We start from the raw sequence: 15,712 nt of genomic DNA on the forward strand, positions 1-15,712 counted from the left end.
TGTAAAATCAATAAGAGGGAGTGAAAACGAAAAAGTGTGAACATTTCGTGAGGGGTGCAAGTTATATTCCTGTGAGTAAATGTAGCACCGTAACTTGTTGAGTTGTCTGCGGATTTGGGACATAATCCGCAGATTCCCTTCATTCTGAGTGATTTTAATGACGTGCCCTCAGACTCTGCCCCTATTTAACTGGCGGAAAAGTTTATCACCGATTCTAGCTGCGTTATCACCGATTCTCCCGAGTTTATCACCGATACTCGATGAGTTATCACCGATTCCCATGAATTTATCACCGTTTGCCTACAATTCAAGGGGGGTTCATGGATTGTTTCCAGGAAAAAGCCTCTACTTTAAAGAAACAAAAAGTTTACCACCGATTTACAGCACCTTACCACCGATTCTCCCGCGTTTACCACCGTTTCTAGCCTCGTTACCACCGATACTCGGCCGTTTACCACCGATTCTGAACACTTTACCACCGATTCCCTACAATTTGAGTGTTTCTAATCCGTTATTTCACTCTAGTATCTTCATGAAATAGTTTAACACCGCTTGTAGTGACTTTATCACCGCTCATCAGCAATTTATCACCACTCACCCATATATTAGGCGATAAACAGACAAACATTTCGACAAAGCTCACTCATCCACTACATCACCACTCATCTTAAGAATTTCTTCATAATTCCCCTTGAGGAATGTTAAGATTTAACTAATACAATGGGTAGCATAGAGTGAAGTGAGGTGCGGATGATGGCGAAATTCAATGTGCTTGTGGCGGATGATGATAAAGAGATCCGCGATGGGATTGAAATTTATTTGAAAAATGAAGGATATGCTGTGCTGAAGGCGGCGGATGGGAGAGAAGCACTTGATTTGCTCCAAACGAATGACGTTCATCTACTTATCCTCGACATTATGATGCCGAATATGGATGGGATTACGGCGACGTTCAAAATCAGGGAAGCGCAAAATATTCCGATTATTATGCTGAGTGCGAAGGCGGAGGACTCCGATAAAATCCATGGTTTGTCCGTTGGTGCGGATGATTATGTGACAAAGCCTTTTCATCCGCTGGAATTAATGGCGCGCGTTAAATCACAGCTCCGTCGGTATGTCCAATTAGGTACGTATGATGGCCAGAAAAAGATTGAGATTGATGGGCTTGTCCTCGATGAAGATGCGAAGGAGTTATCGGTCGATGGAACCCCAGTAAAACTGACGCCGATTGAATACAAAATTACAGAATTGCTTATGAAAAATGCGGGGCGTGTGTTTTCAATTAATGAAATATACGAACGCGTCTGGAATGAAGAAGCGTACAACGCCGAGAATATTGTCGCTGTTCATATACGGAAGATACGCGAGAAAATCGAAGCAGATCCGAAAAATCCAAGGTATGTAAAGGTGGTGTGGGGCATTGGGTACAAAATCGAGAAGTAGCCGTTTGCCACTCGTCATGTCCATCTTTGCAATCGGTATCGCTACAATTAGTATCGGTTATTGTTTTCCTCATCTATTAAACATCGCAGCAGACGGATGGGAACGATCCACAGAAATCGTATCGTATTTTGCACGCATCATTAAAGGGGGCACTGCCTGATGAAAAATAGATTGCCACTTGTTGTATGGGCAGCACTCGTCGTAATTGTTCTTGTTTCAATGCTTTCATTAAATAGACATGGCACGAACATAATTGGACATAACTTTGCTGAGTCTGACGATGTCAGTTATGGAATGAGAGAATTTTATTCCAAAATCGGTCCGACTAAACTAAATGTTATGGATATAGAAGAAGCGAAAAAACGAATTACAGTATCAGAGAGTGAAATAGAGGAGCATCGTACCCGATATGGGTCCCTATCTGACCAAGTTGAAAATATACACGGTCAATACAAAGACAGAATTGATGAAGCACAAAGCGCCTCCAATGAAGTCGTGGTCGAAGCATTAATTGAAGAGAGAGATAGTAAACTCGAAGATATTAAGCTCAACTTTAAAGATAACGCGCATGTCGAAGCGAAAATTCGAAAAGAAAAGGAGCAATCACTTGAACAATATTTACATGAGATGCGAAATGATACGTATTCATTGCCAATTGCATATGAATTAACAAACATAGAAACAGGCGAGACATTTTCGTCAGGGGATGTATCTGTCCAAGCAATTTATAAAAAACAATTTAACGCATCGAAGGGGTATTTTAAAGCGAACTCTTTGCCCGGACAGCTGCCAGATTCAGAATGGACAACGTATTCCTCTTACGGCAGTTATGCAGTAAGTACAGATAATATGGCTTCAATGGCCAAACCTGTCCAATCTTTTGAAGGGGTAGTCATTTTGCCAAAGACAGTTGTTGAAAGCGGTGGTTCGTTACATGCCCAGTATAAAGATTTTACACGAGGTAAATTCAGCCTTTATGTGTTTTGGCTGATAAGCATCCTTGCGCTTATAGCACTTATCACTATTTTAAGATTTCAAAAAGAATGGGTTACAGGAACTGCTTTTGAAGCTAGATATGCAAGTTTAAAAATTGATCTTAAAGTGATTGGTTTGCTAGGGACAGCATTGCTACTATTTTTCTATATTGACAGTGCTTCCTCTGGCCTCTTTAATCTTTTTCAATACCCCCGATTAGGCAGACTAGGCAGCTGGACCGTAACCTTCCTTGTATTCGGCGTGCTCCCAACGATCTTACTTGCATTCCAACTGGTTCATGGGCTGGAGCGTTGGAAACAAAAAGGGGCTGTAGAAGCCGACTTAAAGGATATGTATTTTATCCGCTTCTTACAAGCTTTGCAAACGATGTTCTTGAAGAAATCGATTGGCGTTCAAACATTCATCTTGCTCATCGGCTTTTTCCTTGCAGGCGTCGGCTTCTTGAGCATTTTCTTTGATCCAGTATTTTTTGTCCTTTATAGTTTCTGCGTCCTCTTCCTTGGTCTGCCTGTAAGTTTCATTTTCGTAAGAAGAGTTGCGTACTTGAACAAAATTTTAGTCGCAACCGAAGCGATGGCGGCAGGTCGGTTGAATGAAGAAATTAAAATCGAAGGGAAATCTCCGCTTGCAGAACACGCGAAGAATTTAAACAATCTTCGTGAAGGGGTACGGAGCTCGATGACTGAACAGGCGAAAAGCGAGCGGCTGAAAACGGAATTAATTACAAATGTCAGCCATGATTTACGAACGCCGCTCACATCAATTATTACGTATACCGATCTGTTAAAAGATGAATCGATTACACCAGAAGAGCGTGCAAACTATGTCGATATTTTGGATAAAAAGTCGCAACGGTTAAAAACGCTCATTGAAGATTTATTTGAAGTGTCCAAAATGGCGAGTGGGAATTTGGAGTTGCATAAACAACGTGTCGATTTGACGCAGTTATTGCAACAAGCACTCGCAGAACATGCCGACGATATCGCTCAATCCGGACTTGATTTTAGGACAGATATTCCAGATGACATGCTTATGGCAAATGTAGATGGGCAAAGATGGTGGCGTGTACTCGATAATCTCATCGTGAACGCTATTAAATACTCATTGCCGGGAACTCGTGTGTATGTCACGCTTCGAAAAAGAGTGGACGTTGCGGAATTTGTCGTAAAAAACATTACGAAATATGAATTAGGCGAAAACGTCGACGAACTGTTCGAACGCTTCAAACGTGCCGACACATCACGTCATACTGATGGCTCTGGCCTCGGCCTCGCCATCGCGCAATCGATCGTCGATATGCACGGGGGAAACATGAAAATTGAACTGGACGGCGATCTGTTCAAAGTGACCGTAACCGTACCTATGAAATAAACAAACCGCGTGCATTGCCTGGAAATTTGGCATGCATGCGGATTTTTTTGCTTAACCTTTACAAATTAAATTACACACACCCTAAGAAGACCGTACACACTACGAGACAAATGGTTTATGCCCACCCTACAGAAGGAATACAGGAAAGAAGAGTATGCTAGTATGGAGTTGATGGGTTTGTATAAACGTTGGTTACGAATTGATATTCGATATAGAAGGTTGATGATTTTACTATTTACGACAATAGTATTGCTTGCGACAGCAACAATCGGCTTTATGTTTTATGAAGAATTATCGTTTTTCAATGCACTTTGGATGACGGTCATTTCCATTATGACAATTGGATACGGTGACATGTACCCGACTACTTACGAAGGGCGTTGGTTTGCACTATTGCTCGTACCCGCAGGAGCTGGGATTGTTACATATGGATTAGGGATGGGTGCGTCCTATTTTGTCGAAAAACAGTTAACGGAGAAAGTGTGGTTGAGGAAAATGAAAAAACAAATTGCGAATTTAAATGACCACATTATTATTTGTGGGTTTGGACGAGTTGCCCAACAAGTATATAAACAGCTGAAAGAAGATGATGAGGACATTCAAATCGTCATTATTCACGATAATGATGCAGAGTTGCAAGAAACGCTTGAACCGGAAACATTGCGCTTGGTTGGCGATCCAACGGACAAGCATACGTTGCTTAAAGCGAGAGTGGAACACGCGCGAGCGCTTATTACAGCCTTATCAAGTGACGCAGATAACGTGTTTATCACCTTGACGTCCAAAGGATTGAATGAAGAACTGACGATTGCTGCTCGGGCAGAGCGGGCCGACTCGGAAGAAATCCTTAAAAAGGCAGGCGCGACAAGTGTCATTAATCCATCCATCATTGGAGGGCGCGAACTTGCCATGTCCGTCACAAAACCGACAGGGGCGGACTACATTAAAGACTTAATCAAATCCGAAGAAAAGGATTTCATGGTGGGTGAAATCGACTTAGAAGGGAAATCACCAATTGTCGGCTCCACAATCGAGGATGCGGGACTGCGTAAGCATTATGGCATCACCCTCGTCGCGATTTTACGAAAAAAAGAACTGATCAGCAATCCCGATCTGGATGAGAAACTGCAAGCAGGCGATACCCTTATTGTCATCGGTAACCAAGAGCAGATCGAACGCTTTTCAGTTAATAAAAATAAAGAGCGTACACACCAATCAGCAAAATCCCAAAGTCCGCAAACAGATGAATGATCCATGACGGAAGAATCGTCCCGCTTCGCTCATTAACAAGTTGAAAAATGACACCACCAACCCACAGTCCGCCAACTGCTAATAGTAAAATCGGTAAACTGAACCAAGGCAAAAAGATCGCTATGTGATAAATCGCGAAAAAGAGTGGAGGAAGTATGAAACGCAGCCGCGAACGACCGAAAAGATCGGGCAAGATGCCACGAAAGAAAAACTCTTCCATTATGGAATTGCCAAAGAGAATATAGACCGCGATGAATGGGAACACTGTAACTGTAATCCCTGATAACGTGAGATCTGCAATAAGTGCATCCAAGTCGATATATGTCTGCAAGACGAGAAACGTACCGATAATTGCGAACATGACAACGACACCTAAACCGACAGCGATGCCGATACTCCGTCTATCCGTATTCCGAAAGCGTAAAAAAGGAAAGCGAGTCGCTCGGAATAGTATGAGTGGGATTATGAGGAACAGGAGTGCTTTTGCAGCTGTTTTCCAGACATATGATACTTCAAGCCCTTGTTCGATCCATAACAAGACGACGATGCTAACGATTGGGAAAAGGGAACCGAATGTTTTCCTCATTTCACCACCTCCTTGTAAAGAGGACGAAAATACTGATAAATGTGTTCCAGTAAAGAAAATAGGTTTAGCTGCGGTGAAAGAGGGAAAAGACAATTACTTAGGGTAAGGTAGAAAGGGTGGATTCCAATATGACAATAAAAGATGGAAAATATCCAAATAAGAAAGATCTCGAACCAAAAGTGTTGCAACCCGGAAAAGGAATGGTGCCGACGCATGAGCTACCTTTAGCGGACCCGTCCGATTCCAACTGGACACGTGACTTTCGCAAAAACGCTCAAGACGAAACCGGCAAACATGAACCGTCAGCCTACAGCGAAAACAAACCACCAGCCAGTGAAACTGTAAAGCCTAAAGCACGTCCACAAATGAGCGATTCTAATGAAATGAGTCATTCATTCAACGAAAAAACACATGAACAATGGAATGAACATAAAAAAGAAAAGTAGGATACTTGTAAACAGCCCATCGATGAGGCTGTTTTTTTGTGGAGACAATCGATGCGAAAAATGATTGTTTTAACGATTGAAACAATCTGTACATAGCATTAAAGTTAAATGAAAGGGGGAGTTGGGGATGAGTTTATTAAAACAAATGAAATTCGCAAGGGTTTATACGCTTGGATGGTTGCAACAGGCGCAAGAGGAAGCTTGGGATGTCCAACCTGAAGGATTCAACAATACGATTCGTTGGCATGTCGGACATATTTTCATGACGATGGAAACATTGGTGAAGAAAGCAGTCCCAGACTATGAAATTGAACATGAAGAATGGATTCCTTTGTTTGCTCCAGGGTCAAGCCCGGCGAAGTGGGAAGGCGATGTACCAGGAACGGAAGCACTCATTGCCGCGCTTTCTGAACAAACGGAGCGGTTGGCGCATATACTCGACGAAAAACTACAAGATGTGCTCGAATCGCCAATGAAAATTGGCGAGTTACTAGAAATGAACACGGTAGAAGACGTTGTGGAATTTGTCGCATGGCACGAAGGTGTTCATACAGGTATCATTCATGCACTTATTAAACTAACTGCAAAATAAGTCGAACAGCCATCTGATTTGGAAATGAATTGGGTGGTTGTTCGACTTTTTCCATACTTACTAAATGAATAGGTTTAGACTTCCACGATTTTAGGAATAGTCCTAAGTAGACTACTAAAACGAATGGAGGACATGGAATGTTCAGAGACTTGTATTTTGCCAATATGGTAAGTTGGCTTCCGGAACTAATTATTGGATTAATTGTGCTACTCATCGGCTTTTTTATTGCAAAAGCAGTGGAGAATGCGGTGTATAAGCGGTTGAAGAAGTCGAGGGTGAATGAAAGACTCGATGTGAAAGACGATAAATGGAATGTTGAAAAGATCATTAGTAAGGTGTTTTTCTTCGGAATTTTACTATTGGCATTCCTATTATTCTTTAACATCATGAATGCATCCATGATTGCTGAGCCGTTCATGACGATGTACTCAGGCATTGGTGGTGCGGTTCTTAGCATCTTGAAAGCTGCTTTGATTCTCTTGTTAGCTTGGGTGCTTGCACTTGTTGTGAAAAAAGTAATTTTGGCAGTCGGTCACAAGATGAAATTGAACAAGTACGTTGCAAAGGTTGGTGCTTCACCCGATGAAATCGATAAGTCGAAATGGGTGGAAACCGCAGCAAATATAGCGTTTTATGTCATATTGCTACTTTTCGTTCCAGCTGTCTTACATGCACTTGGCTTAAGCGGAATTAGCGGCCCGTTTGAAGGAATGCTAGAAAGCTTCATGCACTTCATTCCAAAGCTAGTAGGTGCAGCACTAATTTTCGCAATCGGTTGGGTCGTCGCGAAAATCATTCGTACCATCGTTACAAAATTACTTGAAACGGTTGGCATTGACCGATTTGCACATAAGTTCAAGCTGACGTCTACGGGGACGACAACAAGTATTTCGGGCGTAATCGGAACGATTGTTTTTGTACTGATTATGTTGCCTGTGACGATTTCAGCACTTGAAGTGTTGGACCTTGAGGGAATTTCCGGTCCTGCAATTGCCATGTTGAACGACATTATGACGATGTTGCCGAAAATTGCGGTAGCAGTAGTACTTGTCCTCGTCGGTATTTATTTGGCGAAGTGGGTGAAAGGTGTCGTCATTTCACTATTGAACAATTTAGGCATCAACTCGATTTTTGGAAAGATGGGTGTGCGTTCTAGCGTCTCCGCTTCAATGCCATCTTTCTCGCAAATTATCGGAACGATTGTCCAAATCGTTGTTATTTTGCTGTTCGTTGTCGAAGCGCTTCAAATTCTTGACTTTGACTTCATGGTAACGTTGGCGACAGGAATTTTTGCTTACTTGCCAATGGTCGTTGCAGCAATCGTCATTTTGGGAGTCGGCTTCTGGCTCGCAAATCTTGCAGAAAAATTTGTCGGCAGTATTATGACGACGCAATCCGGCCAACCACACGTGTTGCGCTATGTAGCAAAATACGCAATCTTGGCGTTTGCGTTTTTCATGGCACTCAGCCAATTAGGCATTGCACCCGCGATTATCAATGCGGCATTTATCCTCATCTTAGGGGGAGTGGCGCTCGCTTTCGGTCTCGCATTTGGCTTAGGTGGACGTGATCATGCATCACGCTACTTGTCGAAAATGGAAAGCAGTCTCCAAAATGCAGATGTTTCCAAGGAGAAGTGGGAGCAAGAAAAACAAGATATGAAGCGTGAAGCAAAGCAATCTGCAAGTCAAGCGCAGCAAGCGATGCGTCGAACAACGCGTACAAACCATATGCCGCCGACTGACTATCCAACAGGAAAGGATTACGAACCACGTACGGGACATCTCCCTTCCGATGAATTGCCATTATCGGATCCGGCTGATTCTGATATGACAAACACCCTAAAAAATCCTGATCCGACAAAGTTTAACCAAACGAACGAAGAAGGATACAACGCGCCGAACGCTGGCGAAGAATATCCATACGATCCGAACCGTGGGGAAGACCCAAACGGTCCATTTAGACAATAATTAATATGAAGTAAAGATGCAATGAAAACCGCCTAGCTATCGAGATTAGAGATAGCTAGGCGGTTTTATGACTGTATGTGATGAATTCAAGAAGAGAAAAGGCTAGTAAATTAACAGGATCGTAGTAAGAAGTCGTTGCTTTCAATTCCAATTAGATGCGTCCAACGGGCATCAATTCAGCCTCCTTACTCCGAGGCGGTTTGTTTAGAGGTTTTCTACTCTTTAAGTTGCTACTGGAGTTACCAGCTTTTACTCCAAGCAAGAAGAAATCTGGTCTTCGGTCTGAACAGTGGTACTACACCGCAAACATCAGCTAATTCATGGAATTATTTCTACTTTTCTTCCGTTTCGTTTAGTACTTGATTGTAAAGGCTTTTCGATAGGTAAATCCCATTAGCTATAAACTGATCTAAAAATGGTTTTACGTTTTCAATTTTACCCTTCTCTTTAGCGAGCAGCAGAATGCCTACAGTTCCTATAGGTCGAAGTAACAAGGTTTTTGATAAAGACCTTGCAGCACGCTCGTCAAGTAAGACGTTAAGTAATCCAAGCTCTTTTGCGCCTATAATGACTTCTAATTCACCCTCGTGTAGTTTTCCATATAATGTATTAACAAGCTGCTTGTTTTTTATCTGTAGGAGTTTAATATTGCCCTCTTCTACAGATTTTTGTAATTCTTTTCTGCCATATTTCTTTTTAGATTTACCATTTACAATTTCTTGATAAACTGCCTCTGGTACATACACTTCTTCAAAAAGTTCATGAAGTAAGGAGAGTTTACCAATAATCGATAAGCTAATGATCGGAGTGGAATTTATTATAATCTTTTTCATATTGAATCATCTTCTGATAATAAAACCTCTCGTACTGATTGAAGGTCATCTTCTAAATGCTCGTCAGTGTATTCCATCCAAGGAATGCTCTTGGATTTTAGTAACTCAATAAAATCGGCAAGAGGTTGCTCCGCTAACTCAGCTGCTCGTGCCAAGGTTACTTGTTTTTCGATAAACATACCTATAGCTAAAGATAATTTTACTTTTGCATCGAGACTATCCCCAGAAGCATGATTGATAAATGGTAAAAAGGTCTTCGGTAAATTCACTTGAAAATATTCCATAGCCATTTCCTTCAATCCTTTCTCCCTGTTAATGTTAATACTGATTCTTTTTCTATTTTAACACTACAGCACATATATATGAATTTTATGAGGAGCACTAAGTTAGCTGAAGCTAATATACTTCATAAAATCAAAGGGAATACCCCTTTTATCACATATGCTTACGATTGATTTTTCACCTCATAAAATATATCTAATGCTTGTTGATAAATGTCAGTGTTTGGATCTATTAGATAATTTTCAGCACTGTCCTTTATATGAAACAGCCCCTTATCATCTATCACCAAAGTAGCAGAAATTTGATCATTATAGATAAATGTTATCGTTATCGCCTTTTCATAATTTATTTCTTGGTTTGTTTGACCGCTATATTCTATTTGGTTATAAGCCTTCACGAGTGACTGAACAGTTTCTTTATCTACTTTATTATGCCCGAAGTACAAACTCTCCCCAAAACCTATATCAAAGTAATCTGCTTTAATATTTGGAACAGAGTTTTTATTATTGCATCCGCTTACAATAAAGAAAACGCTTAGAACAAGCGACATAAATATAAATTTTTTCACAATTTCATTTCCTCCAATCTACAATGATAAGAATTGGAATGCTTCGTGGAATCAACTAAGAACAAGTGCTTAATTGGTCAAAACCCATTAGGCGCGATTCAGTCAGTTTTGTGACAAAGCAAACCCCGCGTTCACTAATTGAACAACTTATTTCTTATAGAACGCGGCATACTTCGCTCAAACGGCGCATATTTTGTCGGAACGGCTCATACTTCGCCCGAACGCGGCAAAATTGCCGAATACAGCTCATATTTCCCTCAAACACCGCATAAACGTCGAAAACGCCGCATTCTTTTCGAAAACGCGGCTAGAGGTCAGTGGAGGGTAAGGTATCATGGAAAATCGAATTAGCCAAACTTTGTTGGGTTCTAACTTTACAAAGGACTCATGCTAAACAGAAGCTCACCGTTGTCTTTAGCAACAATGTAATACACGCGCTCCTTTACCCATCCGTCATCTCCCATAACCCCACTGCCTGCCAGGATGAAATTTTCTGGACAGGATTGGAAGGTTTCATAGAATAAGTGAGAATGTATACTTTATCTAAGTCTTGATTCTCATGACTATATTCAATACGATCAATTGTAAAAGTTGAAATCTCTTTGTCCTCTTTCAAGAAATCATTTGCTTGGGCTTCAATTTCATCCATATCTGTTTCGCTCGATAAATCGATTTCACTTGTCTCTTGTTCAGGATCACTGCAACCTATCAATAACAAAGTGGGTGTTACAAAGATACAAAGGGATAAAACCCAGCTTCTCACGATAACCTAAGCCTCCTGTTTTATGATTTTTATTGATCTAATTCAATTTTAACATTTTTTAGAAATAAAAATCGAGGCGAATAGACTATTTTTGAGCAGCTCTTCGTTTAGTCATTTATAGCCTATGACGAATCAATGATTACAACTTAGAACAAGTGCTTAATTGGTCAAAACCCATTAGGCGCGATTCAGTCAGTTTTGTGACAAAGCAAGCCCCGCGTTCACTAATTGAACAACTTATTTCTTATAGAACGCGGCATACTTCGCTCAAACGGCGCATATTTTGTCGGAACGGCTCATACTCAAATTGAACAAAACAAACCTTCGTCCAAATATAAAAAACCACCTTTTCAAGAGTGGTTAATATGTCGCTCCAATCTTTTCGAAAAATATCGTAGGATGAGCAATTCGGAATTTCATTTTGTTATCTATTGGTGTGAAAGAAATCATACTATTAGAAGGGGCATTTCTGTGACCTAATATTACTTTTTAACGCAATGGTCAAACAGACTATGTCAGTGTAAAAGTATGTTAAAAATGGAGGTTAGATATGAAAAGGTTATATAAGGGAGTATTAATAATAGTTTTGCTTTTAATTAGTGTTTCTTGGGGCATTAGTAAAAAAATGTATGTTCAATCTAATGTCTTAACGCCAGAAATAATTGAGTATAAAACAGCTCCATATGTGGTGGAAAATGGTTGGCTATGTATTCCGAGTGGCGACAATGAAATTAATGTCGAAGTGCATGCTAAAAATACTCTAGAAATTTATTTTTATCTTGTTCCTACAGGAACGGAGACAACTACTCAGAAAGTTTTAATTGGAAGAAGTAAGGGCAAGGATGACATATTTACACTTAAACATAAATTTAAAAACGATGAGAGTATTCTTTATCATTTTTTGATTGATGCAGTAGGTCAAAAAGGACAAAGGGCTACAGATATTTTATTTAATATAATTAGATGTGAATAAAAAGGTAATGAAATAATAATAAAACGGGCCATCGACAAAGTCGATAGCCCAGTAGAAGAATCTTCCTTTACTTTTTAATAAGTGAAGTATTCAAATGTTTTTCCTGATCCTCCAACTTTGCTGGAACCGTTATAATAGTATCCTAATATCCAATATGGTAATTCGCCTTTATCAGCCCAATATTTAGATCCCCATTGAGAAATCTTTCCTGATGATTGTGTGCCTGGTGAATTTTCAATGCCAGCAGCAAATTCGGTTAAGAAAAGAGCTTTATTGTCTTTTCTATGCATTCCTACACCGCTTACATCTTCTACAGCTTTAGTTGTTTTTGCAGTGGCAGATCCACTTTTATATACTTGACTATTTATATTATCATATACATGAGCACCTACTGCTGATGCCAAAGGATAATATACTCCATACCATCCGTACATTTTCACTGCCATTGCACCTGTCTTTAGTGAATTTTCATGCCAATTTATTCCCCATTCATTTGGAAGTACATTATTTATATAGGTAGTTTTAAAGTATACAGCTCTAACACAGTCACTACTGCAACCGTGTGCAGTTTTGTTGATAGGTGATGTCATGTATACTGAGATGTTTTGTGGTATATCATGATCACTCGCAGCAGTTATTGAAGCGTATGAATCAGAAGAGGATTTTGTGCTATTCAATCCAATTTTTTCAGCTACTTCTTCTTCCGTTAAAGGTTTTTCACCTCGTAACTTCATTAATTCAGCTTCTGATAATCTATTAACTTCAAGAAGCTTATTGCTTCTATTTAAATAATCTCCTTTATGGCGTTTTGAGATTATCTCTATCATCTTATCCTCATCAGTTGTATTAAATCCTAGGTTATAACTTTTCAATATATCAACGGGTGCATTTTGGAGTTGTTTAATTTTCCAATCGTTACCTTCCTTAACTAATTCCACCAAAAAGTAATTAATCCCATTCATATGGAAAACATCTTCTTTATAAACTTCGTAATCTATGGCGATATAATATAAAAGGGAAGATTCACTCATATCCGGAAATAACTCTTTATATTCTTCGGGTATCTGTTTTTGCGTTACTAAAGATGCTTTCTGAATATTGAATAAACCTTTGTGCTGCTTCATATTTTCGCCATTACTTAAAAATCCCTCCATAATATCTTTCATTTCATTTGACCATAATTCGGAGATGCTCTCCCATTTTTGGTCGTTTTCCAATTCCACAAGCCTTTTGATTGTATCAGAAGGTTGTGATGTTTGTTCATATTGAGCATAACCTGTTCCGTTTAATCCAGAAAATAAAATAAATACAAAACTGAAAAAAGCGATAAAAGTTTTTTTCATTTTTTTCCCTCCATTAAAATTATTTGATAAGTATATAGTTAGACATTTGTCCCGATAAACCTTCTCGAATATTTAGAAAAAATTAATTTTAAGTTTCCTCCTCAGACCTCCACTATAGGAACTATATACTTCATTCAGTGTAGCTGGTTCACTAAGGTTATACCCAAAAACAACAAAAAAAAAGAAGGGGGGTTCCCCTCGCTGTCACTTAAAATAGTTACCAATGGGAAATTTATTGAGATATATGGTTCATTCCAGTAGATAATAATGCTTTTTCAGAAAGTACTATATTGAATGTGAAAAATATTTCAGGATTCTTGTAACGAATTCGGTTTTAAAGCTATATATAAGTATATGGAAAAAGAGGGGAGGGAGAATGTGGAGGATTTAAGTGAGATGTACAAGTGTTATGCAAACGAAGTTAAGGCTTACCTGATTCTTTTAACATCGAATGTAGATTTAGCTGAAGAACTAACTCAAGAGACCTTTTACCAAGCAGTAAAGTCTATTCATCGATATAACGGTGAATGTAAGTTGTCTGTTTGGTTATGTCAGATTGCTAAACATACATATTACAACCATTTAAAAAAGGAGAAAAAAAACAGACATTTGAGCGTTGAAAATATAATGCAAATGGGATTGGATATCCCCTCAAATGTTGATGATCCAGAGGTCGAAGTTATTAACCGACATACACTTATTTCAATCCACAAAAAAATACATCTTTTAAAAGAGCCATATCGTGATATTTTTTTACTAAGAACATCAATTAACCTTAGCTTTAGAGAGATAGGAAAGATATTTAATAAAAGTGAAAACTGGGCCAGGGTTACTTATTACCGTGCCAAAACTAGTTTAGCAGAAATGATACGGAGGGATCATTATGAAATGTAATGTTGTTAAAGATTTATTACCATCATACGTTGATGGTATTTGTAGTGATGATACTGTTGAAATTGTTGAAGAACATTTACACAATTGTGATGAATGTAAGACCCAATTAACTATGATGCAAACTGATTATGTCGAACCAATACCAGAGCAAGTTAAAAATGCAATTAAACCCTTTAAAAAAGTAAATAAAAAGCGCCGTATTCAAGTCATAACAACCACCGTATTGACCTTTATATTAACTGTTATCGGTGCACTCTTAATTCAGGATGTAGGAGTAGTGAATCAAATTTTTTTTCCTATGGAAAGTGCAAATGTAGTTGTAGATTCTGAGGATAACAAGGAAGAATGGGAAAGCTTACATTTTAAAGGTCAAAAATCTTTGAAGTACGATAGTTTTTTTTGGAGAAAGGAAATTACTAATCACGCAAATAGTAAAAATGAAATATTACTACGAGTAAAGGATAAAAACGGCAATATTGTAATAGAAGAGTTGAAAATATTACCTGGTTCGAGTGTAAAACTGAAAAAATTAAAAAACAATGTGGATTATTTTTTTGAATTTAAACCTAAAAGTGATGGGATATACTTAATAAATGCAACATAACTAAAAAGGACAAAAATTAATGTTGACAATTTTTAGAAAGATTAGTAATGTTAAATTTGGAATTGTTTTTATTAAACTAAAATATTGATTGGAGTGCTTTTTATAAAAATTAGTAAGATTATACTCTCTTCTACAACTGCCCTTGCACTAGCATTAGCAGTTGGCAACACACCTCAAGCAAATGCAGCTAAGACTGATCACATTAATGTAAATGAAAGCGATCTAACTGAAAATGACGAGATTTCAGCAATGATTGATTGGTCAGGTAATGTTTACTTAACAAGGAACGTATATTCGAACGTTATCGGATCTAATAATATTTTCACTGACTCACCTACTATAACTAATAGGGCTGGTAATCCTGGTACGGTTGTGTTTAGAATCGTGGATGGTAAAGGAAACATAATTGCTAAGAGTGGCTATGTTGATCCAGGAACTTCTGTCAAATTAGGTCCAATACCAGCATTCTCTGGAACCTACACTATACAGGCCAGTGCCGAAGTAACTGGAACTTACAATATTGCTGTTGATTAATGTTTAACTACAAAGTTATAGTAATAAAATCCACGCATTGCGTGGTTTTTTTCTATTTATATACTTAAGCTTTTATTCAAACTTTATCTGTTAACGTGTTGCCCTGTCACTCTCGTTTTATACTTTGACACCCACAATAGGTAAGTTAGGGTATACTTCGCCCGAACGCGGCAAAATTGCCGAATACAGCTCATATTTCCCTCAAACGCGGCATAAGCGCCTCAAACGCCGCATACCCATCGAAAACGCCGCATACTGTATCG

The 15,712-nt window shown here is 38.9% G+C and carries 17 protein-coding genes; 11 read left to right on the forward strand and 6 right to left on the reverse strand.

Going from position 1 to position 15,712, the window contains the following annotated elements; genetic code table 11:
• Nucleotides 1-753 precede the first annotated feature (753 nt).
• From NRI27_RS12235 to NRI27_RS12250, 4 genes are all read left to right on the forward strand, one after another.
• Nucleotides 754-1,443: a response regulator transcription factor gene (locus NRI27_RS12235; protein WP_371390924.1), complete on the forward strand. Its 690-nt coding sequence runs from the start codon at nt 754-756 to the stop codon at nt 1,441-1,443.
• Complete coding sequence (locus NRI27_RS12240) at nt 1,421-1,603, forward strand: hypothetical protein (RefSeq protein WP_317944968.1); 183 nt, start codon at nt 1,421-1,423, stop codon at nt 1,601-1,603. The genes NRI27_RS12235 and NRI27_RS12240 overlap by 23 nt, the downstream gene beginning before the upstream one ends.
• Nucleotides 1,603-3,810, forward strand: coding sequence for a histidine kinase dimerization/phospho-acceptor domain-containing protein (locus NRI27_RS12245; protein ID WP_371390925.1), 2,208 nt, complete (start codon nt 1,603-1,605; stop codon nt 3,808-3,810). The genes NRI27_RS12240 and NRI27_RS12245 overlap by 1 nt, the downstream gene beginning before the upstream one ends.
• Nucleotides 3,811-3,972: 162 nt before the next feature.
• A complete protein-coding gene (locus tag NRI27_RS12250) occupies nt 3,973-5,061 on the forward strand; it encodes a potassium channel family protein (protein ID WP_371390926.1) in 1,089 nt (362 codons plus the stop codon).
• Here NRI27_RS12250 and NRI27_RS12255 read toward each other — a convergent pair.
• Complete coding sequence (locus NRI27_RS12255; RefSeq protein WP_371390927.1) at nt 4,997-5,647, reverse strand: CPBP family intramembrane glutamic endopeptidase; 651 nt, start codon at nt 5,645-5,647, stop codon at nt 4,997-4,999. The two genes, NRI27_RS12250 and NRI27_RS12255, sit on opposite strands and share 65 nt — an antisense overlap.
• A 128-nt stretch (nt 5,648-5,775) precedes the next feature.
• On the opposite strand from NRI27_RS12255, the gene NRI27_RS12260 reads away from it, so the two are divergent.
• From NRI27_RS12260 to NRI27_RS12270, 3 genes are all read left to right on the forward strand, one after another.
• On the forward strand, nt 5,776-6,093 hold the full coding sequence (locus NRI27_RS12260; protein ID WP_371390929.1) for a hypothetical protein: 318 nt from the start codon (nt 5,776-5,778) through the stop codon (nt 6,091-6,093).
• A gap of 127 nt (nt 6,094-6,220) precedes the next feature.
• Nucleotides 6,221-6,685: a DinB family protein gene (locus NRI27_RS12265; RefSeq protein ID WP_371390930.1), complete on the forward strand. Its 465-nt coding sequence runs from the start codon at nt 6,221-6,223 to the stop codon at nt 6,683-6,685.
• 137 nt (nt 6,686-6,822) lie between these two features.
• Complete coding sequence (locus tag NRI27_RS12270; protein ID WP_371390931.1) at nt 6,823-8,655, forward strand: mechanosensitive ion channel; 1,833 nt, start codon at nt 6,823-6,825, stop codon at nt 8,653-8,655.
• A gap of 332 nt (nt 8,656-8,987) precedes the next feature.
• On the opposite strand, the gene NRI27_RS12275 is transcribed toward NRI27_RS12270, so the two are convergent.
• The 4 genes from NRI27_RS12275 to NRI27_RS12290 form a co-directional block, all read right to left on the reverse strand.
• Nucleotides 8,988-9,488 (reverse strand): PIN domain-containing protein, encoded by a 501-nt coding sequence (locus NRI27_RS12275; protein ID WP_371390932.1) that lies wholly within the window; start codon nt 9,486-9,488, stop codon nt 8,988-8,990.
• Nucleotides 9,485-9,778, reverse strand: a complete 294-nt coding sequence (locus NRI27_RS12280) for a UPF0175 family protein (RefSeq protein ID WP_371390933.1) — start codon at nt 9,776-9,778, stop codon at nt 9,485-9,487. Before NRI27_RS12280 ends, NRI27_RS12275 begins: the two co-directional genes overlap by 4 nt.
• 155 nt (nt 9,779-9,933) lie before the next feature.
• Nucleotides 9,934-10,338, reverse strand: coding sequence for a hypothetical protein (locus tag NRI27_RS12285; protein ID WP_371390934.1), 405 nt, complete (start codon nt 10,336-10,338; stop codon nt 9,934-9,936).
• 442 nt (nt 10,339-10,780) lie between these two features.
• Nucleotides 10,781-11,101, reverse strand: coding sequence for an alanyl-tRNA editing protein (locus NRI27_RS12290; RefSeq protein WP_371390936.1), 321 nt, complete (start codon nt 11,099-11,101; stop codon nt 10,781-10,783).
• Between the two features lie 550 nt (nt 11,102-11,651).
• On the opposite strand from NRI27_RS12290, the gene NRI27_RS12295 reads away from it, so the two are divergent.
• Nucleotides 11,652-12,074: a hypothetical protein gene (locus NRI27_RS12295; protein ID WP_371390937.1), complete on the forward strand. Its 423-nt coding sequence runs from the start codon at nt 11,652-11,654 to the stop codon at nt 12,072-12,074.
• A gap of 74 nt (nt 12,075-12,148) precedes the next feature.
• On the opposite strand, the gene NRI27_RS12300 is transcribed toward NRI27_RS12295, so the two are convergent.
• Nucleotides 12,149-13,417 (reverse strand): SpoIID/LytB domain-containing protein, encoded by a 1,269-nt coding sequence (locus NRI27_RS12300; RefSeq protein ID WP_371390938.1) that lies wholly within the window; start codon nt 13,415-13,417, stop codon nt 12,149-12,151.
• Nucleotides 13,418-13,795: 378 nt separating this feature from the next.
• Between NRI27_RS12300 and NRI27_RS12305 the strand changes: the two genes are divergently transcribed.
• The 3 genes from NRI27_RS12305 (at nt 13,796) to NRI27_RS12315 (ending at nt 15,449) form a co-directional block, all read left to right on the forward strand.
• On the forward strand, nt 13,796-14,311 hold the full coding sequence (locus NRI27_RS12305) for an RNA polymerase sigma factor (RefSeq protein ID WP_371390939.1): 516 nt from the start codon (nt 13,796-13,798) through the stop codon (nt 14,309-14,311).
• Complete coding sequence (locus tag NRI27_RS12310) at nt 14,301-14,915, forward strand: zf-HC2 domain-containing protein (RefSeq protein WP_371390940.1); 615 nt, start codon at nt 14,301-14,303, stop codon at nt 14,913-14,915. Before NRI27_RS12305 ends, NRI27_RS12310 begins: the two co-directional genes overlap by 11 nt.
• An 84-nt stretch (nt 14,916-14,999) precedes the next feature.
• Nucleotides 15,000-15,449, forward strand: coding sequence for a hypothetical protein (locus NRI27_RS12315; protein WP_371390942.1), 450 nt, complete (start codon nt 15,000-15,002; stop codon nt 15,447-15,449).
• The last annotated feature ends 263 nt before the right edge of the window (nt 15,450-15,712 follow it).

Source organism: Sporosarcina sp. OR05 (assembly GCF_041414805.1).
Classification (GTDB): domain Bacteria; phylum Bacillota; class Bacilli; order Bacillales_A; family Planococcaceae; genus Sporosarcina; species Sporosarcina saromensis.

Excerpts from the sequence above, each read along its gene's own strand:
- NRI27_RS12235 (WP_371390924.1), top strand. The coding sequence starts at position 754 with ATGGCGAAATTCAATGTGCTTGTGGCGGATGATGATAAAGAGATCCGC.
- NRI27_RS12245 (WP_371390925.1), top strand. The coding sequence starts at position 1,603 with ATGAAAAATAGATTGCCACTTGTTGTATGGGCAGCACTCGTCGTAATT.
- NRI27_RS12250 (WP_371390926.1), top strand. The coding sequence starts at position 3,973 with ATGGAGTTGATGGGTTTGTATAAACGTTGGTTACGAATTGATATTCGA.
- NRI27_RS12255 (WP_371390927.1), bottom strand. The coding sequence starts at position 5,647 with ATGAGGAAAACATTCGGTTCCCTTTTCCCAATCGTTAGCATCGTCGTC.
- NRI27_RS12260 (WP_371390929.1), top strand. The coding sequence starts at position 5,776 with ATGACAATAAAAGATGGAAAATATCCAAATAAGAAAGATCTCGAACCA.
- NRI27_RS12265 (WP_371390930.1), top strand. The coding sequence starts at position 6,221 with ATGAGTTTATTAAAACAAATGAAATTCGCAAGGGTTTATACGCTTGGA.
- NRI27_RS12270 (WP_371390931.1), top strand. The coding sequence starts at position 6,823 with ATGTTCAGAGACTTGTATTTTGCCAATATGGTAAGTTGGCTTCCGGAA.
- NRI27_RS12275 (WP_371390932.1), bottom strand. The coding sequence starts at position 9,488 with ATGAAAAAGATTATAATAAATTCCACTCCGATCATTAGCTTATCGATT.
- NRI27_RS12280 (WP_371390933.1), bottom strand. The coding sequence starts at position 9,778 with ATGGCTATGGAATATTTTCAAGTGAATTTACCGAAGACCTTTTTACCA.
- NRI27_RS12295 (WP_371390937.1), top strand. The coding sequence starts at position 11,652 with ATGAAAAGGTTATATAAGGGAGTATTAATAATAGTTTTGCTTTTAATT.
- NRI27_RS12300 (WP_371390938.1), bottom strand. The coding sequence starts at position 13,417 with ATGAAAAAAACTTTTATCGCTTTTTTCAGTTTTGTATTTATTTTATTT.
- NRI27_RS12310 (WP_371390940.1), top strand. The coding sequence starts at position 14,301 with ATGAAATGTAATGTTGTTAAAGATTTATTACCATCATACGTTGATGGT.